The sequence below is a fragment of the Aeromonas sp. ZOR0001 genome (assembly GCF_000801015.1).
Classification (GTDB): domain Bacteria; phylum Pseudomonadota; class Gammaproteobacteria; order Enterobacterales; family Aeromonadaceae; genus Aeromonas; species Aeromonas veronii.
The window spans coordinates 8,455-32,892 of sequence record NZ_JRJY01000122.1 but is presented as its reverse complement, the minus strand read 5'-3'; the positions used below and the strand labels follow the sequence as shown (position 1 = coordinate 32,892).

General features: G+C 59.8%; 22 protein-coding genes and 2 pseudogenes. 14 read left to right on the top strand and 10 right to left on the bottom strand.

What is annotated here, in order from left to right:
* Positions 1-822: 822 nt before the first annotated feature.
* Positions 823-1,251, bottom strand: a complete 429-nt coding sequence (locus L972_RS15930; RefSeq protein ID WP_047439466.1) for a VOC family protein — start codon at positions 1,249-1,251, stop codon at positions 823-825.
* A gap of 481 nt (positions 1,252-1,732) precedes the next feature.
* On the opposite strand from L972_RS15930, the gene L972_RS15925 reads away from it, so the two are divergent.
* Entirely contained in the window at positions 1,733-2,908 is a 1,176-nt protein-coding gene (locus L972_RS15925) for a retropepsin-like aspartic protease (protein ID WP_047439464.1), read from the top strand.
* A gap of 40 nt (positions 2,909-2,948) precedes the next feature.
* On the opposite strand, the gene L972_RS15920 is transcribed toward L972_RS15925, so the two are convergent.
* Positions 2,949-3,545: an MliC family protein gene (locus tag L972_RS15920; protein ID WP_047439463.1), complete on the bottom strand. Its 597-nt coding sequence runs from the start codon at positions 3,543-3,545 to the stop codon at positions 2,949-2,951.
* A gap of 293 nt (positions 3,546-3,838) precedes the next feature.
* Here L972_RS15920 and L972_RS15915 point away from each other — a divergent pair, with 293 nt between their 5' ends.
* A complete protein-coding gene (locus L972_RS15915) occupies positions 3,839-4,219 on the top strand; it encodes a hypothetical protein (RefSeq protein WP_005335561.1) in 381 nt (126 codons plus the stop codon).
* A gap of 131 nt (positions 4,220-4,350) precedes the next feature.
* On the opposite strand, the gene L972_RS15910 is transcribed toward L972_RS15915, so the two are convergent.
* Positions 4,351-4,716, bottom strand: a complete 366-nt coding sequence (locus L972_RS15910) for a DUF2061 domain-containing protein (RefSeq protein WP_042084552.1) — start codon at positions 4,714-4,716, stop codon at positions 4,351-4,353.
* Positions 4,717-4,907: 191 nt separating this feature from the next.
* Here L972_RS15910 and L972_RS15905 point away from each other — a divergent pair, with 191 nt between their 5' ends.
* Positions 4,908-5,114 (top strand): hypothetical protein, encoded by a 207-nt coding sequence (locus L972_RS15905; protein WP_047439458.1) that lies wholly within the window; start codon positions 4,908-4,910, stop codon positions 5,112-5,114.
* 104 nt (positions 5,115-5,218) lie between these two features.
* Here the strand turns inward: L972_RS15905 and L972_RS15900 are convergent, their stop codons facing one another.
* The 3 genes from L972_RS15900 to L972_RS15890 are packed head-to-tail and all read right to left on the bottom strand — an operon-like array spanning position 5,219 to position 8,431.
* Positions 5,219-6,073, bottom strand: a complete 855-nt coding sequence (locus L972_RS15900) for a 23S rRNA (adenine(2030)-N(6))-methyltransferase RlmJ (protein ID WP_047439456.1) — start codon at positions 6,071-6,073, stop codon at positions 5,219-5,221.
* On the bottom strand, positions 6,067-6,528 hold the full coding sequence (locus L972_RS15895; protein ID WP_047439455.1) for a DUF2390 domain-containing protein: 462 nt from the start codon (positions 6,526-6,528) through the stop codon (positions 6,067-6,069). Before L972_RS15895 ends, L972_RS15900 begins: the two co-directional genes overlap by 7 nt.
* Positions 6,521-8,431, bottom strand: a complete 1,911-nt coding sequence (locus tag L972_RS15890) for an ABC transporter ATP-binding protein (RefSeq protein WP_047439453.1) — start codon at positions 8,429-8,431, stop codon at positions 6,521-6,523. The genes L972_RS15895 and L972_RS15890 overlap by 8 nt, the downstream gene beginning before the upstream one ends.
* 154 nt (positions 8,432-8,585) lie before the next feature.
* Between L972_RS15890 and L972_RS15885 the strand changes: the two are divergent.
* Positions 8,586-9,000: pseudogene (locus tag L972_RS15885) on the top strand (CBS domain-containing protein).
* 115 nt (positions 9,001-9,115) lie between these two features.
* Here L972_RS15885 and L972_RS15880 read toward each other — a convergent pair.
* The 3 genes and pseudogenes from L972_RS15880 to L972_RS15870 form a co-directional block, all read right to left on the bottom strand.
* Positions 9,116-10,777, bottom strand: a pseudogene (locus L972_RS15880) (hypothetical protein).
* A 168-nt stretch (positions 10,778-10,945) separates the two neighbouring features.
* Positions 10,946-11,413: a hypothetical protein gene (locus L972_RS15875; protein ID WP_047439451.1), complete on the bottom strand. Its 468-nt coding sequence runs from the start codon at positions 11,411-11,413 to the stop codon at positions 10,946-10,948.
* Between the two features lie 54 nt (positions 11,414-11,467).
* Positions 11,468-12,844 (bottom strand): aminotransferase-like domain-containing protein, encoded by a 1,377-nt coding sequence (locus L972_RS15870; protein WP_047439449.1) that lies wholly within the window; start codon positions 12,842-12,844, stop codon positions 11,468-11,470.
* A 116-nt stretch (positions 12,845-12,960) separates the two neighbouring features.
* On the opposite strand from L972_RS15870, the gene L972_RS15865 reads away from it, so the two are divergent.
* The 8 genes from L972_RS15865 (at position 12,961) to L972_RS15830 (ending at position 21,093) form a co-directional block, all read left to right on the top strand.
* Entirely contained in the window at positions 12,961-13,557 is a 597-nt protein-coding gene (locus L972_RS15865; protein ID WP_040068356.1) for a LysE family translocator, read from the top strand.
* A 125-nt stretch (positions 13,558-13,682) separates the two neighbouring features.
* Positions 13,683-14,273 carry a LysE family translocator gene (locus tag L972_RS15860; RefSeq protein ID WP_040068358.1) on the top strand — a complete coding sequence of 197 codons (591 nt, stop codon included), beginning with the start codon at positions 13,683-13,685 and terminating at the stop codon, positions 14,271-14,273.
* 126 nt (positions 14,274-14,399) lie between these two features.
* Positions 14,400-15,098 carry an aspartate/glutamate racemase family protein gene (locus tag L972_RS15855; RefSeq protein WP_047439446.1) on the top strand — a complete coding sequence of 233 codons (699 nt, stop codon included), beginning with the start codon at positions 14,400-14,402 and terminating at the stop codon, positions 15,096-15,098.
* Positions 15,099-15,228: 130 nt separating this feature from the next.
* Positions 15,229-16,335 carry a 1-acyl-sn-glycerol-3-phosphate acyltransferase gene (locus tag L972_RS15850; RefSeq protein WP_047439445.1) on the top strand — a complete coding sequence of 369 codons (1,107 nt, stop codon included), beginning with the start codon at positions 15,229-15,231 and terminating at the stop codon, positions 16,333-16,335.
* A gap of 314 nt (positions 16,336-16,649) precedes the next feature.
* Positions 16,650-17,120, top strand: a complete 471-nt coding sequence (locus tag L972_RS15845) for a YhcH/YjgK/YiaL family protein (RefSeq protein ID WP_047439443.1) — start codon at positions 16,650-16,652, stop codon at positions 17,118-17,120.
* Positions 17,121-17,394: 274 nt separating this feature from the next.
* Complete coding sequence (locus tag L972_RS15840; protein WP_005354534.1) at positions 17,395-18,594, top strand: acetate kinase; 1,200 nt, start codon at positions 17,395-17,397, stop codon at positions 18,592-18,594.
* Between the two features lie 143 nt (positions 18,595-18,737).
* Entirely contained in the window at positions 18,738-19,979 is a 1,242-nt protein-coding gene (locus tag L972_RS15835) for a mechanosensitive ion channel family protein (protein WP_040068363.1), read from the top strand.
* 187 nt (positions 19,980-20,166) lie between these two features.
* Positions 20,167-21,093 (top strand): L,D-transpeptidase family protein, encoded by a 927-nt coding sequence (locus L972_RS15830; RefSeq protein WP_005354531.1) that lies wholly within the window; start codon positions 20,167-20,169, stop codon positions 21,091-21,093.
* A 69-nt stretch (positions 21,094-21,162) separates the two neighbouring features.
* Here L972_RS15830 and L972_RS15825 read toward each other — a convergent pair whose 3' ends face one another.
* A complete protein-coding gene (locus tag L972_RS15825; protein ID WP_047439441.1) occupies positions 21,163-22,056 on the bottom strand; it encodes a VirK/YbjX family protein in 894 nt (297 codons plus the stop codon).
* A 326-nt stretch (positions 22,057-22,382) separates the two neighbouring features.
* Between L972_RS15825 and putP the strand changes: the two genes are divergently transcribed.
* Both putP and ftsB read left to right on the top strand, forming a co-directional pair.
* Entirely contained in the window at positions 22,383-23,900 is a 1,518-nt protein-coding gene (gene putP, locus L972_RS15820; protein WP_047439439.1) for a sodium/proline symporter PutP, read from the top strand.
* A 208-nt stretch (positions 23,901-24,108) separates the two neighbouring features.
* Positions 24,109-24,426, top strand: a complete 318-nt coding sequence (ftsB, locus tag L972_RS15815; protein WP_005335520.1) for a cell division protein FtsB — start codon at positions 24,109-24,111, stop codon at positions 24,424-24,426.
* The last annotated feature ends 12 nt before the right edge of the window (positions 24,427-24,438 follow it).

The window sequence follows — 24,438 nt, the reverse complement described above, 5'->3', positions numbered from 1 at the left end:
AAATTCTACTTATGAGCACCTCAGTTTTTCGGGGGGATTACCCAATGAGATACCTTGGACACCCATCCTTTGGGTTCTGGCTATGCTGCGCCTTGCTCAGAAAGGTGGGTGTCCAAGATTTGTTACTACTGGACGCCGATCCCGGGGGTTGATCTCATTGCTGAATGGTCAATAAATAGACTGGTGAGTGTCCCAGATTTATTTGTAGCGCAGCGAAAAATTTGTCCGGATGCAGCGCCTTGTTATGTTTTATTTCAGCAGCGACTTCCAATCTATAAAATCTACTGTATTTTCAAATAGCTCTTTATCCAAAAAACGATTCTTCCTTTTCAATCGGACTTCGCAGTGCTCCACGGCACTTCGCATACTTTTTGCAAGATCTATATTTGATGACGATACTGAAAAAGGTTCGGCGCAATAGCTATCCGATATTTGTTCGAATATCTTTTTCCTCGTTCGAGTCTTTTTTACAGCATCAGTCTCTGTATAGTCGCACCTAATCTGGTTGCTCCCGTATCTATAAAACCGCAAGAAACCTATTATTTCGTTGTATCTCCAATCGCCGCCAAACTGCTTTTTCAGATATGCGTCACTCATAGGTGCTTGCATCTTGGAGTTTATTTCATTCTTATAGTCGCTTAATTTTTTGTAATAATCGTTTTCAGTTAGCCGGTATACGGGTATTTCAAATAGATATTTAGTCGTTAACACCGCTTTCCCCATCAATGTAGATACCTTGGACACCCATCTTTTGGGTTCTGGCTATGCTACGCCTTGCTCAAAAAGGTGGGCAAAATGGTGGGTGTCCCAGATTTGTTAGTCTCAAAAAGTAATTACTACAGATCCCGCACTACGCTTTGCCTCACCGTGATAAACCGCTTCGATATTATTGCCGTCCGGATCAAGGACAAAGGCGGCGTAGTAGCCGGGGTGATAATTGCGCTCACCGGGGGCGCCGTTATCTTGGCCACCATGGGCCAGCGCGGTTTGATAAAAGCGATCCACCATAGCGCGATCTTTTGCCTGAAAGGCGAGATGGTGGCGACCAGTCAAGACCCCCAGCGCGGCGGGGCTGTCGACAGAGGTGACAAACAGTTCGTCTGCCCAGAAGTAGCCCTCACCTGTGCCGCCCAGCGGAATATCGAGGGTGGTGAGAATGGCCGTATAAAAGCGCTGGCTGGCGACCAGATCTTTGACCACCAGCTGGATATGGTCGATCAAGCGACCACGATGCAGGGTTTGTGTTTCCATACACCACCTTGATTTGCATGTTGTGGATGAGCCAGCGGCTTGCCGGTCAGTTTGTTTGGATCAAAAAGGGACCGGGCGAGATATGGCATGGCTACCGCCCTGAATTTCAGCCTCCAGTCTGCTGCGTTTAACCAACGGGATGGGGTTGGCATGGCTCATGGGAGACTCCGACGAGGCAAATGTTGCCAAATGGCAATATTAACCATGGCGCTGTGGAGAGAAAGCTCAATATTGAGAATTTCTGTGCAAGATCAATAAATTAATCAAATGTCACCCACGATTGATGACGCGCCGATATAGCGTGAACAGCCATTCTTTATCAATCCCCATAGAATATTCATGGTCATATCTGGCTTTAACCAGCATAAAACTCTTTGTTATTGTCCGCGCTCCCCGCTGAAACAGCTTATTTATCTATAAATCAACAAGATAGCATTATGCGGTGGCGTCGCGGGGGCATCTGCTATCGGGAAGGAGAGTTATGAAGTCGCAGTTCAAAGTGGCGCTGGCCATGTTGGCCCTGTTCGTCGTCCAAGGCTGCACAGCCCCGGATTCATCCGCCAAACGCAATGCACCCGGCCCGGTGCTGACAGTGCATTACGAAAGTGCGCCCCTGATCCCCGTCACCATTGCGGGTGAGCAGTACCAGTTTTTGCTGGATACCGGGGCCAGTATCACCTTTATCGATCGTCGTCTGGCCAGCCGCTTCAAGGCGCTGACCTTAAGCGAATTGCCCAGGGCCTATCAGGCTGATTTTGCCACTGTGAACAGCGTTTCGAGCCAACTGGGCAGCGAGCAGCTTGGCTTTGTTGAGCCGCAGCCCTTCTCGGTGGGGTCGGTCACCATTGATGACAGCGAGCTGTGGGCAACTATTGATTTCGATCTCTTCTCCCAGTCTCTTGGCAGCCGTATTGATGGCATCCTCGGGATCGACACCATCCGCCGTTTCAACTGGGTGTTTGATCGCGACAGGCATCAGCTCACGGCTTCGCTGACGGCACCGTCGGCTGCCACGTTCGAGCGTTGCATCGGCTATGAAGATAGCTACAACCGCTCCCCGGCCGTGTATCTGACCCACGGCGAGAGCAGCGTGCGCATGTATCTGGATACCGGGGCCGATCAGAGCTATGCCGACCATGCCTTTATCGACTTTATGGTGAGCCAGAAGGCGATCTCTGGCGAAGATGCGATGCCACGCAAAGGGGTGGACGCCAGCGGTATGGTGGAGGGGCGTGACCATATCCTCACCGGCCTGCATTTTGATGAGCGCCAGCTCGGTGAGCTGCGCGTGTCGGAAAACAGCAATGAGCAGTATGGTCTGGGGCTGGATTTTGTGAACCGCTTCAATCGCTTTGCGATCATGCCCGGGCGGATGATGCTCTGCTACGACGCCGACAGCCTGGCGCGAAAAGTGCCGCCAGTCCTGCGCAATATCGGGGTGCGCTTTGATGGCGAGCATCTGCAGGTCTACTACAGCGATGAACGGGATCTTGCCCCCTATGGTCTGGCCAACGGCGACATTCTGGAACAGATCAACGGGGTGGCTTATCGTCCCCTCGAGATCGACAAGGTGCGTGAACTGCTCAGCACCAGCAAGCCGGGGTCGCTCAAGTTGCGGATTGTGCGGGAAGGAAAACCGCTGGATATCGCCATCTAGTCAAGGTGGGGGGCGGCAAGACGAGCCGCCCCTGTCAGCCTCAGCCCTTGGTCGGATTTTCCATGCAGGTGAGGGTTGGCTGGCCGTAACGCTCCAGCGTGGCGTCGTCCCCCTTGGTGAAGAAGGTGAGGTTTTGCCCTTCATAACGGGCGCCGCTGGCGCTGGGGGCTTCATAGGCGAGCACTTGTTGCTGCTTGTCGCCCTCGCTCAGGTTGATCACAGCGGCGGGCAGCTTGGCATCGTTATAGAAGTAGGTAGAGAGAGTGACGCTCTTGCCGCACTGGTAGTTGACCGGTGCCGGCACCATCAGCTGGCCGCCGCTGATCTGCAGTTCGGTGATCCGCAGCAGGTAGTTATCTTCCACACACTGGCGCAGATCCTGCCCCTTCCAGCAGTCGTTGCGACCCTTGATCCAGCCTCGCTGCATGGCGCGCTCTGTCTTGAGCTGTTCGGGAGAGAGCGCAGCAATCGCCTTGGGGTAGAGTGCCGCCAGTTCATTATCAAGGGCGGCCAGTCCGGCATCCTTGCAGATCAGGGTTTCGACCGACCCGGACGCTTTGGTGCAGTCAAAGGAAGGGGTTGCGGCACTGGCGAGCAGAGGGGCAAACAGCAGGGTGGCAAGCAAGGTTTTGTTCATCGATAGATTCCAGCAATGAGGAGGGCATATCTGCCTACTACAGCACACTCTACAGGGCAATGCAGCAGGGGAGCCGAGCGCATTTTGCTCTGCAGCGTGTGCTGGCGACCGGTTTTGCCGCGCTACTCCAGTGGGGAAGGGAACTGTTGCTGGATGAGGCCGGCTTGTTTGAAAACTGGTCAGGAGTGGTCGCTATTTTGAGCATTCAGACAGGCCTGCAGCATTGTACTTTCACTCCTGTTCGAGAGGCGTGCTAGATTTGCCGCCTTTTCTTAATAACAAGAAGGTTAGTTATGTTCAGGTTGATGACGGGGGCCTTGCTGGCCATCATGCTGTCCGGTTGTGCGGCCATGTTTAACGGCACAAGTCAGCAGGTTTCCATTCGCAGTCAGGATCCCGATGCGGAGATCTACGTCAACGATATGCTGCTGGGCCACGGCAATGTGATCACCTCGTTCAAGAAGAAAGAGAATTACACCATCACGGTCAAGCGTGCGGATTGCTACTCGGTGACCGTGCCGGTCTCAAAGTCGTTCGATGCCACCACTCTGCTCGGGATCTTTGTCGATTTCGGCGTGGTCTCCATTCTGGTGGTCGATGGGGTCGGCACCGGCGCCTGGCAGAAGTTTGATCAGAATGCCTTTATCGTTGACCCCATCTGCAAGAAAGCCTGATCGTTATTGATGGGGCATCGGATGATGCATCCAGATACAGATCTTTGCTGATGTGAAAAACCCGACACTCCTCGCCGGAATGTCGGGTTTTTTGTGGTCGCGATAGAGTGGGAGGCGTGTTGCCCGGTTGATCAGGCCAGCGCCAGTTGCTGACTGCGGGCGCGCCACAGCCGCTCGTGGAAGAAGAACACCACGGTGTTGATGGCCGGTTCGATCATCGCCATCACGCCGCCGGTGAGCAGCTCGCCGCTCAGCAGGAAGGCTACCCCGAATGCCACTGAGAAGTGGACCACCGCGAAGCTGCTGGTCTTGGCCTGCAGGCTGTGATTTGGCTTGAGCTTGTGCCAGCCAAGGTCATGAAAGTAGAAGGCGACCGTGTTGACGGCGGGCTCGATCAGGGCGATCAGGCTGGCGGTCAGCAGTTCACCGGTCAGCAGGTAAGCCACGGTAAAGGCGACACCGAAGTGTAGGATGGCAAAGCTGATGGTCTTTTTCATGATGGCGGCTCCCTCTGTTGATGATGAGAGTATCCGCCGAAATGAGATTAAATGAAAACTATTCTCATCTATTACCTGGATAGAGAGAACCTATCAACGGGCGAGTGGCCGGTGCGGTTCAGCGGTTGCCAATCGCAGCCAAGGCGATAAAGTACAGGTTCTTCACACTTGCCCATGAAAAAGGATCTTTCATGAATATCAATGCCACCCTGCTTGGCCAGTTCATTGCGATGCTAATGGTCATCGTCGGCCTCATTGCCTGGCGACTGGCGCGCCGCAAGAGCGAGCATCCGGCGCTGATCACCCTTATCTGCTCCCTGCTCTGTCTGTTTCCGCCCTTTGGCCTGCTGGTCCTGTTGCTGGTTGCGCTGAAACAGGATCTGCCCGCCCGCTCATAGGACGCGCAGGTTCAGGCTGCCGCACACACCGGCTGCACCAATAGAAAAAGCCCCGTGATGGGGCTTTTGCGTTTGAACTCGGTGAGCGCCGTAGGGGCGGGGGATTAATCCTCTGCCTTGTTGAGCCACTCGACCTTGTACTGGGCACCGGCGCCTTGCGCCAGCTTGGCACAGAGCGGTTTGAGGAAGGCTTCAATCTGCTCGTCCAGCATCCAGGGCGGGCTGATGATCAGCATGCCTGAGCCGTTCATGCCCCAGTCGGCAGTCTGACCAGCTACTTCCAACTCGGCCACCAGCACGTTGCCGAAGTTCTCCCGCTTGATGGCGCGCAGCATGTCGCGGGATTTGTCCGCCTCCTGCCCGAGGATCGGATACCAGAGGGCGTAGATGCCGGTCGCCCAGCGTTTCTGCGCTTTTTTCAGGGTGTCGACCACGGCGAAGTAATCTTCCTTGAGCTCATAGGGCGGGTCGATCAGCACCAGCCCGCGGCGCGGGGTGGGTGGCAGCAGGGCGATCAGCCCCTCGAAGCCGTCACGGTGGTGCACGGCGACGCGAGGGTCGTAACCCATGTTGGCGCGCAGGTCTTCGACCTCGTTGTTGTGCAGCTCCATCAGCGCCAGCTTGTCCTGCTCGCGGGTGAGGCGGCGGGAGAGCTCCGGCGAGCCGGGGTAGTAGTGCAGCTGACCATCGCTGTTCATCTCCTCGATAACACCCAGATAGGGGGCCATGGCAGACCACTGGGCCCGCTCGTCCCACAGGCGGCCGATGCCATCGGCATACTCGGCCTTCTTCTGGGACCAGTCGCCGCGCAGGTCGTAGAGACCGCCACCGGCATGGGTGTCCAGCACGATGAAGGGTTTCTCCTTCTTCTTGAGGGACTCGATGATCAGGGCCTGAACGGCGTGTTTCAGCACGTCGGCATGGTTGCCGGCGTGAAAGGCGTGGCGGTAGCTCAGCATATTAGATCTCTGAGGGGGCCCTGCTGGGCACCCAGTAACGATAGATAGTTCAACAAATTGCGGCTGTTGCTGCGAAACAGGGATAGGCTGCGCAGGGTCTGCAACAGGACGCCCTGTTGCAGCCGCTCCAGCTCCAGCTCGTGGGCCAGCATCGACTGATACTGCTGCTCGTCGAGTCGCGTCTTGGCGCTCTGGCGCAGGGCGCGCCACGGGGTCAGCACCGCTTCAGTCTGCACCAGCGCCGGTTGCAGGTCGGTCAGATCGACCACGATGCCGAGTTGATCGAGCCGGTGCAGCAGCAGCGCCAGATTGACGTTGCCCCCCTGCTCCTGCACGGTGAGCCAATCCTGGCTGCGCTCACCGTAGACCTTGCCGCTCCAGTGCCAGAAGCCGATCGGGGTCGGCAATTCGTGTACCGCGACCCGCTCGCTGGCCATCAGCTGTTCGTCACGCAAAGAAGGCTTGCTCCATGGTTTCCAGCTCTTCGGAGAGGCTCATCCACTCCAGCTCTACCTCTTCCAGCTGCTCCTTGAGGGGGCCCTGGGATTTGAGCAGTTCGGAGAGCTTGGTTTTAGCGCCCTCTTCGTAGATGGCGGGGTCGGCCAATTGGCTCTCGATGTCGCCAAGCTTGCCTTGCAGCTTCTCCATACTCGCTTCGAGCTTTTCCAGCTTCTGGCGCAGGGGACGGGTTTGCTGGCGGAACTCCGCCTCGCGCCGCTTCTGATCCTTGCGCGCTACCGCCGAGTTGGCAGAGACGGGGCCATCCGCCGGTTTGGCGTTGGCCTCTTTCTCCTGCTCGCCGAGCCACTTGTGGTAGTCGTCCAGATCGCCGTCGAACGGCTCGACCCGGCCACCGTGTACCAGATAGAAGTCATCTGTGGTGGTACGCAGCAGGTGACGGTCGTGGGAGACCACTACCATGGCCCCTTCGAAGCCTTGCAGCGCCATAGTGAGGGCGTGGCGCATCTCCAGATCCAGGTGGTTGGTCGGTTCATCCAGCAGCAGGAGGTTCGGCTTTTGCCAGGTGATCAGCGCCAGTACCAGCCGTGCTTTTTCGCCACCGGAGAAGGGGGCTACTTTGTCGAGCGCCTTGTCTCCGTGAAAACCGAAGCTGCCCAGATAGTTGCGCAGCTCCTGCTCGGTCTTGTCCGGCGCGAGGCGGGCCAGATGATCGAGCGGGGAATCATCGAGACGCAGGGTCTCCAGCTGATGCTGGGCAAAGTAACCTATGCTCACCCCGGCGCTCACTTCGAGCTTGCCGGAGAGCGGCGGGTTGGAGCCCGACAGCATCTTGATAAAGGTCGATTTACCGGCGCCGTTGCGACCGAGCAGACCGATGCGCGAACCCGGTACCAGATTGAGTTTGATCTTTTCCAGGATCACCTTGTCGCCGTAACCGGCAGAGAGGTTCTCCATGGCGATGAGCGGGGTCGGCAGGGCCGACGGCTCGCGAAACTCGAAGCTGAATTCGGAGTCTGCGTGGGCGGGCAGGATCTTCTCCATCCGCTCCATCGCTTTCAGGCGGCTCTGTGCCTGACGGGCCTTGGAGGCCTTGTAGCGGAAACGATCCACATACGCCTGCATGTGGGACATCTCCCGCTGCTGTTTCTCGTACATCGACTGCTGCTGGGCCAGCTGTTCGGCGCGCTGCAGTTCGAAGTCGGAGTAGCCGCCGGTGTATTCGTTGAGCTTGCCGTTCTCGATATGGATGATGCGGCTGATGACCGAATCGAGGAAATCGCGGTCGTGAGAGATGAGCACCAGCGTGCCCTGATAGCCCTTGAGCCACTTCTCCAGCCAGATCACCGCATCGAGATCCAGGTGGTTGGTCGGTTCATCGAGCAGCAGCAGATCGGAGCGGCAGAGCAGCGCCTGGGCGAGGTTCAGGCGCATGCGCCAGCCACCGGAGAAACTGCGCACCGGCGAGCCGAGTTGCTCGTCGCTGAAACCGAGGCCGTGCAGCAGCTCGGCGGCGCGGGCGCGAATGCTGTAGGCGCCTATGGTATCGAGGCGACCGTGCAGCTCGGCCACCAGCAGACCATTGTCATCCTGCTCGGCTTGCACCAGCTGGCCCTCCAGCGAGCGGAACTCCTTGTCGCCGTCGATCACATACTCGAGGGCGGAGCAGTCGAGCGCCGGGGTCTCCTGCGCGACGCCTGCGATCTGCCAGCCAGCGGGCAGGCTGAAGGTGCCGCTGTCGATGGCCAGCTCGCCCCGTACCAGTGCAAAAAAGGTGGACTTGCCACAGCCGTTTTTGCCCACCAGACCCACTTTGTGGCCGGGGTGTATGGTGGCGGAGGCGTTGTCCAGCAGCTTGCGGCCGCCGCGGATCAGTTCGATTTGACTGGCAACTATCATGGGTGGGATCTGCTTGCTCAAAATGGAGGAGAAAAACTGGCGCGGATCTTACGTGAAATGACGCTGATTTGCACTGTAGCTAAGGGCCAGCCACTGGCTGGCGCTGCAAAAACATGCCATAACAGAGAAACCAGTTTGGTTACGGGAGGTTAGCATGCATATCAGGGATATTATGACGACCCGGGTCGCCACCGTTTCAATGGATGATCGACTCAGTGTCATCAAGGATATCTTCGAGCAGGCTCACTTTCGCCACCTGCTGGTACTGGAAGAAGGGGAGCTGGTAGGGGTCATCTCGGATCGGGATCTGTTCCGTGCCATCAGCCCCTATCTCGACTCCGAAGCCGAGATGAGCCGCGATACCGAAACCCTCACCAAGCGGGCCCATCAGATCATGAGCCGCCAACCCGTTACCATTGCCCCCCCATCTCACCGTGCGCGATGGCGTCAAACTGATGCTGGAGAAGGGGGTCTCCTGCCTGCCGGTGCTGGAGAATGGCGCCCTGGTCGGCATCATCAGCTGGAAAGATTTTCTCAAGGCTGCGCTGGAGAGTGACGCGCTGGTTTGAGCCCAACGCTCATCACCATCAGCTGACAGAGAACAAATAGAGAGAGGGGAGCCAAGGCTCCCCTCTCTCTATATTGGCTTTGCCAACAATGCCGGTTTGCACGCCGTCTGCATCATCACGGCTCGGGCTGCCCTGCGACAAGACAGGAGGGGCCGCTGCCGGAGAGGTGTGGCTGCAGGTGGGTACGTATCTCCTGCAGGGTGCGCTGGTACTGCTGGGCATGCTGATCGAGAAACGCGGGGCTGTGCTTGAGGCGCCGTTCCAGGGTATCGACCAGCAGCGCCACCCTGGGAGCGGCCATACCCGCAGGCCAGCAGTGTTGCAGCAGCTCCAGCAGTTGCTAGGCATCGCCCGGCAGGGCGGGGAACTCCTCCAGCAATTGCAAGCCCGCTTGCAGGGCTGTCTGATACTGGCTGGCCTGCATCGCCTTGTGGCGCAGCTGGCGCAGTTCGCCCAGCCTCAGCTCTCTCGCCGTCAGACGCTGGCCTAGCTCGGCCACCAGATGGTGGAACAGCTGGCGGGTGAGCGGGTGGGGCGCCACCCTGACGCGGTATTGGGTCAGCTGGATCAGGTAGCGCTGGGCGTGGTGGGGCAAACCGCAGAACTGGCTGACCGCAAAGCCGAGCAGCAGGGTGAGGTGGTTGTCGCTCCCCTCATCCGGCTGGTGGTACGCAATCAGGATCAACGCCTCGTCGAAGCGGTAATCCAGCCCCAGCATCAACGCCTGCAGCAGCTCATATTCGTGGGGTTGCAGGTGGACGGTGCGCTTGAGGTGCTCCCACTCCTGTTGCAGGGAGCGGATCCGGTTGCTGGAAGGGGCGTGCCACAGCACCGCCAGACTGGCATTGAGCATGAAGCTGTCGATGGCGAGCCGGACGCGCTGCTCGCTGAAGTGGCGCAGGGTCAGGCTGTTGGCCTGCTCCAGCACCTTCTCCTCATCTTGCAGCACCAGCCCGAGCAACATCGCCAGCTGATGCCAGCGCGGCTGATGGGGGCGGATCTGCAGCAGCTCTCCCATGGTCTCCCACGCCGCCAGCCAGTGATGCTGATGCAGCTGGCTGGCGAGTTGCAGCTCCAGCCGGGTGGCCATCGAGACGCTGGCCTGATGGCGCTGCAAGTCGGTCCGGGCGCTTTGTAATTTGCCGAGCCCCAGCATGGCGTAGAAGAGCCCGGCCCTTGGCCAGCTCGCCTGATATTCGTTGGCACAGAGGGCATAGTGCTGGGCGGCAGTGATCTGCTCGGCTGATTGCAGCAGCAGATAGCCTTTGAGCCGATCCAGCCAGGGGGTCAGCGAGCGATTCTCCCGTTGAAACAGCAGGTCTTCACAGAGGGCAGTAGCCAGTTGCCACTCCCGCAGCAGAATGGGGGCGGCCAGCGTGCGGGTCAGGTTGCTTAACTTCACCAGCTGGCCGAGCACCGCGGTGAGCTGCTGGGTCATGAAGGGGAGGGGCAGATAGAGGGAGAAGTAGAGATCCGAGGGGAGAAACTCCTGCTCATTCTGATCGGCATCGAGCAGCAGCAATACGCAACCGGGTTGCAGCAGGCCGAGATAGTGCGCTTCGTGCAGCAGCCGGGTTCCGTCAAGATCCTGCTGCTTGTCCTGCTGACAGATGATGGCGTCGAAGGCGTGCTGTTGCAGCAGAGCCAGCAGGCCGCTGCGCTCGTGGTTTGGATGGCTGTGGTAGTGGATCCGGTCGGCGGGCATCCCCTGTTCGGTCAGTTTCCGGGTGATGGCGCTACGGAGCAGGGGATCCTCTTCGAGCAGCAGTATCGTCATGCAGGTACTTCCTGTGAGCAAACCATTAGGTTGATTATGGTAGACCCAAGAGGAACATAGGCACAGCACTCGCTGAGTGAAAAGCTGACAGTAGCCAGCAGGGTGCTGGAGGGCGCACTATGGGCTGTTATTTCAATCGGTTATGCCATCTCTCAGGGCGGCAACCTGTTATTGCCGAGGGCGGATCTGCGTCCCGAAGGGGCAATCGCTCTGGCGGATCAGCCGCGACCCCTTGCCCTGTTCCCCCAGCCAGCTTAATTCCAGTTTGCCGAGGCGGCCCAGATGGCGCAGCTCGAACTCGTAGCGCTGGCAGAGGTTGTCCTGGGGCAGACTCGCCATCCCCGCTGGCAGTCGGTATTGATAGCGCAGGAGTGGCCCATCCTCCAGTTTGCAGGTCACCGGCACCAGCCCCTCTGGCGTGGGCTGCGGCGCCCCGAGTGCACGGCGCAAACTGAGCGGCGCATCGATCGCCTTTTGATAGTGCAGGCCGTTCATCGCCGCCAGCTCCTCTTCCAGTCGTTGCAACTCCCCTTCCAGTCCATTGAGTGCCGCCCCCAGCTGCTGGTGGGTCGTTGACGAGGCGCAGCCACCCAGCAACAGGGTGGCAAACAGCAGGGCGGCTCTGATGGGGGGCACGGCATCTCCTTGGCTATGACGATGAAGCGTGAAGGTCAGGTCGGTTGGCCCTGACTATAGCAGGGGATTGCTGGGGGGCGTCCCCTGCAGCAGTTGGGCCAGACGGGCCAGCCCTTCGCCGACTCGGGCGTCGGTGGCGGGTTGGCTCAGGCTCAGGCGCACCCCCTGTGGAGCGGCAAACTGACCGGCGGCGAAGTGTTCCCCGCTCGCCACGCCAACGTCAAGGGCATCGGCGGCGGCAGCAAACTGCTGGCTGCGCCAGGGCTCAGGCAGTGGCAGCCAGGCATGCATGCTGCCCGGCTGCCAGCGGGCGGCGGGCAGCAGGTGGCGCAGCAGTTCGCCACGGCGTTTGAGGATCTCCCGCTGCTGCTCGACCAGCGGCATGATCTGGCGCTGACTGACCATTTTGCAGGCGAGCTCGATCAGCAGCGGGCTCACCATCCAGCTCGACAGCCGCATGGTCTGGGCGAAGGCGCTGCGCAGTGCGGGGGGCGTCAGCACGAAGCCCACCCGAAGGCCGCCGCAGGCGATCTTGGCCAGACTGCCCAGATAGATGACCCGCTCCGGCGCCAGATTGACCAGAGGGATCACAGGTTGCTGGGGCAGCAGGCCGTTGACGTCATCCTCGATGATCAGCAGATCGTGGCGACGGGCGATGGCGACGATGGCCTCCCGCCGCGCCAGACTCATGATGGCGGTGGTGGGGTTTTGCAGGGTCGGGGTGAGATAGAGCAGCTTGGCCCGGCGGGTACGGCAGGCGGCGTCCAGTGCCTCGGGCAGCAGCCCCTCCTCGTCCATCGCCAGCCCCACCACCTGATTTTTCAGTTGGCGAGCGTTACCCAGCATACCGGGGTAGCTCAGCCCCTCGCACAGGATGGTCTCCCCCACGCAATTGGTCGCCAGCAGCGCCAGCATGATGCCGTGCTGGGCGCCGTGGCTGAACAGCAGGCGATCCTCACTGCAGGCCACCCCTTGCTCCGCCAGCCAGTTGACGAACTGCTGGCGCTGATCCGGTCGTCCCGCCTCCTTGTCGTAGCCGAGCAGGGCGTTGAGATCCCCGTCCGCCACTTCTCCCAACATGGGGCGAATGATGGCCGCCCGATCCAGCTGCACCGGCAGGTTCTGCCACAGCTCGATGCGGTGCCCCTCCTCCTGGCGGATCACCCACTCATTGGCGGGATCCGTGTTCGCTCCCTTGACCCAGGTGCCGTGGCCCACCCGGGCGGCCAGCAGGCCGCGCCGCTCCGCCTCGCTGTAGGCGCGGGTGACGGTGCCGACGGTGACACCCAGACGATCCGCCAGGGATCGGTGGGTAGGCAATCGGGTCTGCGTTGGCAGCTCGCCATTCGCGATCCCCTGTTCGATCGCTTTGACCAGCTTGAGGTAGAGGGGGCCATCGAAGGCCGTAAGGTCGGGTGTCCAGATTGTCATGGTGACAATAAATCCATTGATCAAAATTTTTTGTCAATATAGCGTGAATTTCAACCTGATAACAACCAGATAGCACGCATTGTATCGATACAATGTGGCGAGCAAGGAGTCACAATATGACGATGGAGTGGTATGTCACCCTGTTCGGTTTTGCCGTACTCACCTGCGGTACGCCGGGGCCCAACAACCTGATGCTGACGGCCTCCGGTGCCAACTTCGGGGTGCGTCGCACCCTGCCACATCTGCTTGGGGTCGGATTGGGGCAGCCGGTGCTGCAACTGGTGCTGGCGCTGGGGCTTTATCCGCTGTTCGAGCGCTGGCCCTTGCTGCGGCTCGGTTTGCAGATCTTCGGCAGCCTCTATCTGCTGTGGTTGGCGTGGCGTATCGCGGTGGCCGGGGCGCCGGGGGATCCGGCCCGGAGGGCCCGTCCGCTAACCATGCTGGAGGGGCTGGGCTTTCAGTTCCTCAATCCCAAGGCGTGGATGATGGGGATCTCCGCCATCAGTCTGTTCAGCCTGCCCGGCGCCAGTTACTGGTCGAGTCAGCTGGCAGTGATGGTCATGTTTGCGCTGGTGGCCCTGCCGGTCTGCTTTGTCTGGGTACTGTTCGGCCATCAGCTGAGCAACTGGATAAGCTCGGATCGGGGCTGGCGGCGACTCAACGGTTCTCTCGGCCTGCTGACGGCGCTCTGCGTGGTGATGCTCTGGTATTGAGCCGTGTTGCGCTGGAGGGGGAGGTGGCCGAGAAAGAGGCATTTCTGACTTGTCGCCACGGGGTTGGCTCTGCATATTAGAAGGCTTTCCCCATAACGGGGGCGTTGTATCGACAAGAGGTTGAGATGGATCTGAACTGGTTACTGCCCCTGGCGGGGTTTGCCCTGGTTACCTGCGGCACGCCGGGGCCCAACAATATGTTGCTCACCAGCGCCGGGGCGGCGCAGGGTTTTCGCCGCACGATTCCCCTGCTGGTGGGGGTGGTGGGGGGGATCAATCTGATGATCCTCGCCACCGCGCTGGGGCTTGGCGTGGTGTTCGAGAAGGTGCCGCTGCTGCACGACGGCCTCAAGATTATCGGCTCGGCCTATCTGCTCTGGCTGGCGTGGAAGGTGGCGACGGCCAGCGGCCCGGCCGAGGGCAACCGGCCGCTCATTCCCGCTCATCAGGGGGCCATGCTGCAACTGCTCAATCCCAAGGCATGGATGATGGCGCTCTCCGCCATCAGCGGTTTCACTCTGGCGGGGGAGGCTTACTGGCCCTCCGCGCTCTGGGTGCTGGTGATCTTCTTTATTACCGGCCTCTACACCGGGGCGTTCTGGGTGCTTTTTGGTGCCCAGGTGCGGCAAATCATCCGCACTGCCCGGGGTTGGCGGCGTTTCAATCTTGGCATGGGGCTGGCGACAGCCGCCTGTGTCGGGATGATCTGGATTTAGCCCGGGGTTGACCCGGGCCTTTACCGGCTGTCTTGTTGGCCCTGCGGGGCCTTTTTTATCTCGTCAGCGTGGCCTTGCCTGCAAGGTGGCGTGGTTCTGCCCTCTCTTAGGATGAAAGGAGTTCATATGAAATGTATCGGTCTGCTGGGTGGCATGAGCTGGGAGTCCACCGTCAGTTACTATCAGGCGCTCAATCGCGGGGTGCGGGCGCAGCTTGGCGGTTTGCACTCGGCGCGGGTGCTGCTCAATAGCGTCGACTTTGCCGGTATCGAGCGGTTGCAGCATGCCGGTGACTGGCCCGCTACCGCTCGTCAGCTGGCGGCGGAGGCGCGCAAGTTGCAGGATGGCGGCGCCGATTTCTTGCTGATCGGCACCAACACCATGCACAAGGTCGCCCCCGAGATTGAGGCGGCCATCGATATCCCGCTGCTCCATATCGCCGATGCCACCGCGGCCAAATTGCGGGCGGACGGGATAACCCGGGTTGGCCTGCTCGGCACCCGCTTCACCATGGAGCAGGAGTTCTACAAGGGGCGCTTGCAGGAGCGCTTCGGGTTGGTGGTGCTGGTACCCGATGAGACCGGGCGGGAGCGGGTACACAGGATCATCTATGACGAGCTCTGTCTGGGGGAGATCCGCGAATCGTCGCGGGCCGAGTATCTGGCGATTATCGAGGGGCTGGCAGCCGCGGGTGCCGAGGCGGTGATCCTTGGCTGCACCGAGATTGCCCTGCTGGTGGGGGATGCCCGGGCGGCGGTGCCGCTCTACGATACTACCGCCATCCATGCCGAAGCGGCGGTCGCGCTGGCACTGGCATCCGATTAATAAACTGGTCAGATCTCACTATTCATGCTTGTCTCATACCCCTTGCCATAAAAGCGTGTAAAATTGCGCCCTGAATTTTCCCCGGCCAACGCGGGTTGGCTGCGGTTTCCTAGCATGCAAGGCTGACATTGTGACTGAAGTAGATAGATTCGCGGATATTCGCCCTTACCGCGATGAAGAAGTGCCGGCAGCCATCGAACGGCTGATCCAGGATGATGAATTTATCGGCGCCATCGCCAAGTATCGTTTCGGTTCCCTGATGAGCTGGCTGGGTTGGGCCATCCGCCCGCTGATCCGCCTGTTCCTGCGCCGCAAATGGTCAAAAGTGACCACTGTGCATCAGGTCCAGATGGGGGTCACCCGGTATATGTCCCGCATGATCGCCACCTCCACCAAGGGGGTGACCTTCTCCGGGATCGAGCATCTGAAGAAAGAGCAGGGCTATCTGTTTGTCTCCAACCACAGAGACATCGCCATGGATCCGGCGTTCGTCAACTGGGGGCTGCACACCCACGGTTTCGATACCGTGCGCATCGCCATCGGTGACAACCTGCTGCGCAAACCCTGCGCTACCGAGCTGATGAAGCTCAACAAGAGCTTTATCGTCAAACGCTCCGCCAAGGGGCCGCGGGAGATGATGAAGGCGCTCGGCGAGCTGTCTGCCTATATCGGCAACTCGGTTCACGAAGGTCACTCCATCTGGATCGCCCAGAAGGAAGGGCGCGCCAAGAATGGCGATGACAAGACAGATCCCGCCATCCTCAAGATGTTCTACGTCGACGGCAAGAAGCAGAAGATCGACTTCGTCGAGTACATGCGCAGCCTCAATATCGTGCCGGTCAGCATCAGCTACGAGCTGGACCCGACCGACAAGGCGAAGGCGCGCGAGCTCTACGAGAAGTCGGTCAACGGCAGCTACGAGAAGGGCGAGTTCGAGGATATCGAGAGTATCGTCGCCGGTATCGTCGGTATGAAGGGGCGGGTACACGTCTCCTTCGGTGCGCCGATTACCGAGGGCTTCAGCGATCCGGACGAACTGGCCGCGCTGATCGACAAGGCGATCTGGAGCAGCTACCACCTCTTCCCCAGCAACTATCTGGCGGCAGATGTCTCCGGCAAGGCCAATACCATCGAGCAGGCGGCCTTCCTGACCCGTCAGTCAGAGGTGCCGGAAGAGCACAAGGCGATCTGGCGTGCCATGTACGCCAAACCGGTGGAAAACGCCAAAAAGGCTTGAATGAAACCGGTTGTTAAACGGTTTTGCGAAAAAAACGGGCGCTGATGCGCCCGTTTTTGCGTCTGGTCAAAGTCGAGGGGGAAAGGGTGGTGAATAATATGGTTTCAGCTGGTACGATCACTATGAAAATGGGATTATGTCTCTTGGCAAGGTGCTGACGAGTGTGTAACAGTGCCCATATAGCTGAACATGAGCAAAAGCTCTAAACCGGTTTGCACGGATTGCAGACGGCATTATTGAAGGACCTGTCACAGGTCCTTTTTCATTGGCTGGCAAAGATGCCGCCCAGATATACCTAACAGGAAACAGACGCCATGATCACCGGTAGCCTGAACACCCTGCAGCGGACGCCGCTGCCCGCCCCGCTGGCCCGCATTATGGCCGAGGTGGTGAAGAGCGTGGCGCACTGGGGTGATGCTCCGCTCGGCAAGACCGAGATCGATGGCCTCAACCTGTTCTGTCTGGTGAGCGAGGATCTGACCGAGCCAGCCGCGGATCGCCGTGGCGAATTCCATGAGCAGTATCTCGATATCCAGTTGCTGCTGCGCGGTGAAGAGTGGATAGGAGTGGGCCCCCACGACTACGTGAGCGACGGCGCCGACCATCCCCATCCCGACCTCTGGTTTGTCGATGACGAGCAGACCAGCTACCTGGCGCTGCAACCGGGCGATTTCGCCATCTTCTGGCCGGGCGAGCTGCACCGCCCGCTCTGTACCTTCAATCAGCCCGCCAAGGTGAAGAAGCTGGTGGTCAAGGTACACAAGGATCTGCTGGCTATCGCCTGAGCACTCCCATTGAGGCGAGCCCTGCGCAGCTGATGCGTTGAGACTCGCAAGCATTGAAACCAGTGATACGCACCACAAGTTGCGATCACTCTTTCAAGAGCAAGAATTGAAACCAGTGATACGCACCACAGGTTGCGATGACTCTTTCAAGAGCAAGAATTGAAAAATTGGACGCACCCTCCTGCGACCATAAGCCCCCGGCAGGGGAATCCCATCCTCTTTTGGATGACACGACACTGTCGGCATAAAGCCGAAGCACAGGAAGATGTAGAAAATGAGCAAGTTGGTATTGATCCTTAACTGCGGTAGCTCTTCCCTGAAATTTGCCGTAATGGACGCCGAAACAGGTGAGGACATGCTGTCCGGCCTGGCCGAATGCTTCAATCTGGATGATGCACGTATCAAATGGAAACTCCACGGGGTCAAGGGCGAAGCCATGCTGGGAGCGGGTGCCGCTCACCAGGAGGCCCTCGACCATATCGTGGGTCACATCCTGCCGCAGGATCCGACTCTTGCCGAGCAACTGGTGGCCATCGGTCACCGAATCGTACACGGTGGCGAGCAGTTCTCCCGCTCCGTGCGTATCGATGACGGCGTGATCGCCGGTATCGAAGCCGCCATTCCGTTCGCCCCGCTGCACAACCCGGCTCACCTCATCGGTATTCGCGCCGCGCTGAAAGTGTTCCCGCAGCTGTCCGAGAAGAACGTGGCCGTGTTCGACACCGCCTTCCACCAGACCCTGCCGCAAGAGGCCTACCTCTATGCGCTGCCGCACAAGCTCTACCGCGAACACGGCATCCGTCGTTACGGTGCCCACGGTACTTCTCACCGCTACATCGCGGAAGAAGCGGCAAAAGAGCTGGGCAAGCCGTTGAATGAGCTGAACATCATCAACTGCCACCTGGGTAACGGTGCCTCTGTCTGCGCCATCAAGAACGGCGAATCCGTAGACACCTCCATGGGTCTGACTCCGCTGGAAGGTCTGGCGATGGGTACCCGCTCCGGTGATATCGATCCGGCCGTGGTCTTCTTCATGCACGACCAGCTCGGTTACAGCGTGGAGCAGATCAACCACACCCTGACCCGTGAGTCCGGTCTGCTGGGGATGACCGAAGCGAGCAGCGATTGCCGCTACGTCACCACCAACTACGCCACCGACGCCGGTGCCAAGCGTGCGCTGGATGTCTTCACCTACCGGGTGGCCAAGTATGTTGGCGCCTATGCCGCTGCGATGGACGGTCGTCTGGACGCCGTGGTCTTCACCGGTGGTATCGGTGAGAACGCCGCCATGGTGCGCGAGATGGTGCTGAACCGTCTGGCGCTGTTTGGCTTCAAGGTGGACAAAGAGGCCAACAACGCCGCGGTTCTGGGTGGCGAAGGTCGCATCACCACCGCCGACAGCCGTTGCGCCATGGTGATCCCGACCAACGAAGAGCTGGTCATCGCTCGCGATGCCCTGAGCCTGGTCTGCTAAGTCAGCCTCGCTTTGAAACAACGCCCGGCCTGTGCCGGGCGTTGTCATTTCTGGCGTACGCCGATTTGACATGGGGGAGGGGAGCGGTACCCTGACCACCACTGTTTTTGCAGCCAGCGGGCTGCCCGGTTCGGGAGAGAGCAATGAAAGAGGCGTTTTTTAACTGGTTGTCGGGCCTTGGGGTGGAAGTGACCAACCTGATGGCGCTGGTGATCGCGCTGGGCTTTATCGTCATCACCTCGTTGCTGCTGCACATGGCGCTGCACCGGGTGTTGCTGGTCCGGCTGGTGGGGATCCTCGGCAAGGCCAAGCAGGTGTGGCTGCCGCCCCAGCTGCAACAGCGCCTCTTCAACCGGCTCGCCTTCGTTTTGCAGGGGGCCGTGCTGCTCGGTCAGGCGGAGATCTGGCTGCCCCGTCAATCGGATAGCCTCAAGCTTATCGAAATGGTGGCCCAGCTCTGGATTTTGCTGTTCCTGCTGCTGGCCTTCTTCGCCCTGCTCGACTGCCTGTTGTCGGTGAGCCGTTACACCCGCCTTGGTCGGGATTTGCCCCTGCGTGGCATCTTCCAGGGGGCCAAGCTGGTAGGCAGCATTCTGGTGGGCATCCTGATGATCGCCCTGCTGCTCGGCAAGTCGCCGCTGTTCCTGTTCAGCGGTCTGGGTGCCATGACCGCAGTGCTGATGCTGGTGTTCAAGGACCCCATCCTCGGGCTGGTGGCGGGGATCCAGCTCTCCGCCAACCGGATGCTGAGCGTCGGTGACTGGCTGCAGATGGACAAGTACGGCGCCGATGGCGAGGTGACCGATATTGGCCTCACCACGGTCAAGGTGTCGAACTGGGACAAGACCATCACCACCATTCCCACCTATGCCCTGATCTCCGACTCTTTCAAGAACTGGCAGGGGATGACCGAGTCCGGTGGCCGCCGCATCAAGCGCAGCGTCAATATCGACATGACCAGCGTGCGCTTTCTGACGGCCGAGGAGCAGTTGCAGCTCAAGCAGGCCCAACTGCTGGCACCCTATCTCAGCCGCAAGGAGCAGGAGCTGAGCGCTTACAACCAGCAGCTGAGCGATGCCCTGAGCTGTCCCATCAATGGTCGTCACCTCACCAACCTCGGCACCCTGCGCGCCTATCTGGATGCCTACCTGCGCGCCCACCCCGGCATTCGCAAGGACATGACCCTGATGGTGCGCCAGCTGGCACCCACGTCAGACGGTTTGCCGCTGGAAATTTACTGCTTCACCGCGACTACCGCATGGGCCGATTACGAAGGGATCCAGGCCGATATTTTCGACCATATCTTCGCCATCATTGAGCAATTTCATCTGCGGTTGCATCAATCTCCCACAGGTTACGATATGCGTGCCTGGCAACGGGGATAAACAGGGAAATGGGGCGGGTCGAGGACGTGGAAAAAACCGCATATTAATCATCGACCCGTCGCCACTTGTCAGTTGAAATTTGCCGTGCAGAGGAGAAAAATGGCGGCCTTCTCTTCGCGCCCCTGATCCCCTCTTGATCAGCTGCCAGCCCAGAGACGTCACTTCAAGTCATCATCATGGGAAAGTTATGAAGCTCCTTCGCAATAGTGTGGCAACACTCTGCTACAGCCTGCTGCTGACCGCTGCGCCGGTTTTCGCTGTTGAATATGCTCTGCCTGCGGCCAACAGCCGTCTGGTAGGGGAAAATCTGGAATACGTGGTTCCGGCCGAAGAGAACGGCCAGCCGCTGGAGGCCATTGCGGCCAAATTCCAGCTGGGGCTCACCAACATGACCGAAGCCAACCCCGATGCGGATCCCCTGCTGGTACAGACCGGCGAGAAGCTGGTGATCCCCCAGCAGCTGATCCTGCCGGATGCCCCCCGTGAAGGGATCGTGCTGAACGTGGCCGAGATGCGCCTCTACTACTACCCCAAGGGTAAAAAAGTGGTGGAAGTGCTGCCCATCGGTATCGGCCAGCTCGGTACCGATACTCCGGAAAACTGGGTGACCAGCGTGCAGCGCAAGAAAGCGGGCCCGACCTGGACCCCGACCGCCAAGATGCATGCCGAATATGCCGCCCGTGGCGAGAGCCTGCCTGCGGTATGGCCGGCCGGTCCGGACAACCCCATGGGTCTGTTTGCCCTCTACATCGGCAAGATGTACGCCATCCACGGAACCAACGCCAACTTCGGCATCGGCCTGCGGGTGAGCCACGGTTGCGTGCGTCTGCGCAACGACGACATCGCCTACCTGTTCAAGCAGGTACCGGTCGGTACCCGCGTCCAGTTCGTCAACCAGCCGATCAAGGCCTCTCTCGAGCCCAACGGTGTCCGCTATCTGGAAGTGCATCAGCCGCTGTCGCGTAGCGAAGAGGAGTTCAACTCCAAGCTGCCGGCACCGCTGCCGATGACTCCGGCGGTGACCCGCTTCATTGCCCACGCCGACAGCGACTCCCAACTGGTGAAGCAGGCGCTGGAGCAGCGCAACGGCATGCCGATGGCGATCAACCGCTAACGGTAAATCCCCGTCATGACAAAGGGCGAACAGCATGCTGTTCGCCCTTTTTGTTTCTGCTAGGTTGACTCAGCTTCGCAGCAGATTTGCCTGCAGCTCGCTGCCGAGCTGATCGAGCAGCTGGTAGCGCGCCTTGTAGCTGGCCCGCTTGCGGGAGGGGATCTCCTCCAGTGTCTTGCGGGGCACCTCCAGCGGCAGGCTCATCCAGAGTTCATCCTGCACGCTGCCCTGATGCTCCTGCCACAAGCCGTCGAGGTCGAACTTGACCCGATCGGCGGTGCGTTTGCTGCTCTGATAGACGTGGCTTTGGGTGCGGAGCCCGAGCAGGCTCTTGCACGCCAGCCCCCGAGCCAGCTCGGCGGCCATATAGACCAGCAGGGACATGGGGCGCAGTCCGCCGCACGCCTTGGTGACCTGCTTGATCTCCTCGCTCTGCCCCTTGCCGCCCTGCAGCGAGCAGATTTCGAGGGTCGGGTTCGGTGCGGGGCGCAGATTGAGGGCCATGTAATAGAGGGCCGCGTCACCCAGCTTGAGGGTCAGGCTCATCTCCCCCTCTTTGCCCATGTGGGTTTGGTAATCCAGTTGCAGGGTCAGCGGTGCCGTCAGCTTGTCGCTCTGCCACTGGGTCAGCAGCAGGCCGCGCCCGCTGTAGATTGCCAGCTGTTGCGCCTTGGGCAGCTGACGTGCCAGCTGCTGGTAGTGGCCGCTGATAAGCCCGGCTCGCAGGCGCTTGCGGAGCCCCTTGTGGCGATAGGGGTGAATCGGCTTTTCCAGAATATCGGGGAAGCGGCTGATCGCCTGCGCCAGCAGCGGTTGCTCCTGCTGCTGGCGATAGAGGGCGCGGGCGCCGGGATTGAGCCAGAGACGCCCCACATACTTGGCCCGTCGGATGAGATGACCCGACTCCTCCACCGGGTGAAGGCGGCGGGCGAGGGTTCGCAGGTGTGACAGATGAGATGACATGGTGCCGACCTCTGACTGGTGTGATGAGACAGGGCGGGGAGTGTAGGAGCGGGGCGCTGGCTTGTAAAAAAATGGATAGTAACAAAATGTGAAAACATAACGCTCAGTAGCGGCTGGCGCTGCGAGATGACCGTCACGGCCACGGCAGGAAATCTGGCGCCATCCTCTTGATGCGGCAGATGATTTGATGCGCAAAGGTTTTTATTGTGTTTTGTGTTTGTTAAAAGTGGTTGAGCTGGCGCGAACGGCTGATTAAGCTAGGCCGGTTTTTTAGGGATGAGCCCGTCACCAGAGCGGGCAGAAAATGACACAAAACGGAGTTTTGCATGACAGCTAGCACACCCATGTTAATCACCTTCCTGGTGTATATCCTCGGAATGGTGTTGATCGGCTTTGTCGCCTATCGTGCCACCCGCAACTTTGATGACTACATTCTGGGCGGCCGCCGGATGGGGAGCTGGGTGACCGCTCTCTCTGCCGGCGCCTCCGACATGAGCGGCTGGTTGCTGATGGGGCTGCCCGGCGCCGTCTTCGTCAGCGGCATCTCCGAGAGCTGGATCGCCATCGGTCTGGTGATCGGCGCCTACCTCAACTGGCGCTGGGTAGCGGGTCGCCTGCGGGTACATACCGAGAAGAACCGCAATGCCCTGACCCTGCCGGACTACTTCACCTATCGCTTTGAAGATCACAGCAAGGTGCTGCGCATTCTCTCGGCGCTGGTGATCCTGCTGTTCTTCACCATCTATTGCGCCTCCGGCGTGGTGGCCGGTGCCCGTCTGTTCGAGAGCACCTTCGGCATGGATTACAACACCGCCCTCTGGGTCGGTGCCGCCGCCACCATCACCTACACCTTCTTCGGCGGCTTCCTCGCGGTAAGCTGGACCGATACGGTGCAGGCGACCCTGATGATCTTCGCCCTGATCCTGACCCCGGTCTTCGTCATCATCGCCGTGGGCGGGGTGGACAGCGCCATGATCGAGGTGGCCGCCAAGAGCGCCACCAACCTCGACATGTTCAAGAATCTGGATGTGATCGCCATTGTCTCGCTGATGGCCTGGGGCCTTGGTTACTTTGGTCAGCCCCACATTCTGGCCCGCTTCATGGCGGCGGATTCCCACCACTCCATGGCCAATGCCCGTCGCATCAGCATGACCTGGATGGTGTTCTGCCTCGCAGGCGCGGTGGCCATCGGCTTCTTCGGGCTGGCCTATTTTGCCCGCTTTCCGGAAGTGGCGGCTGGAGTGACCAGCAACCCGGAGCGGGTCTTTATCGAGCTCTCCAAAATCCTGTTCAACCCCTGGATCGCCGGTGTGCTGCTCTCCGCCATTCTGGCGGCGGTGATGAGCACTCTAAGTTGTCAATTACTGGTCTGCTCCAGCGCCATCACCGAGGATCTTTACAAGCCGTTCCTGCGCAAGAACGCCTCCCAGCGTGAGCTGGTGTGGGTGGGTCGCCTGATGGTGCTGCTGATCGCCGTGATTGCCATCGCCGTCGCCATGAATCCGGAAAACCGGGTGCTGGGGCTGGTGAGCTACGCCTGGGCCGGTTTCGGTGCCGCCTTCGGCCCCGTTGTGCTGCTCTCGGTTCTGTGGCCGCGAATGACCCGCAACGGCGCGCTGGCGGGCATGCTGGTCGGTGCCATCACCGTCATCGTCTGGAAGCAGTTCGGCTGGCTGGGGCTGTATGAGATCATTCCGGGCTTCCTGTTCGCACTGCTGGCCATCGTGGTGGGCAGCCTGATGGGCGAAGCACCCTCAAAAGCGATGCTGGAGCGTTTCCGCGATGCCGAGGAGGAGTACAACACTCCGGCCGAGAGCGCGGGAGAGCCGGTCGCGGTGAACTGATCCCCCTTACCGCTTTCTGATTGAGAGCCCCGCCCCCGGACAAGGAGCGCCCTGGTTGGCCATCCTTGCACCGGTTTGGCGGGGCTTTGTGCTATCTGATTCACTCTTGGGCACTTTTTTATGTTCGGCCGGTGGCTCCCGGGTGCTCGCTTTCTTTTGTCTTGGCACCGAATATGGGACACTAGGCCGCCTGAAGGAGACCTAGTGCATGCGGCTATTCACCCTGATCCTGATCCTCCTGCTGGGGGGACTGCAATATGACCTCTGGCTGGGGAAGAACGGGCTATCCGATTATCAGAACCTGTCGGAGGCCATCTCGCAGCAACAGCGGGACAACCAGACTCTCAAGGATCGTAACGACCTCATTTACCGCGAGATAGATGATCTCACCTCTGGCCTCGAGGCCATCGAGGAGTTATCGCGCAACGATCTGGGTTACATCAAGCAGGGGGAGACCTTCTACCGGATCATCCCCAAAGAGAAAGACAAAGAGACAGCGCCGGACGATGAGCCCTACGATGACTGATGCCAGCCGGGT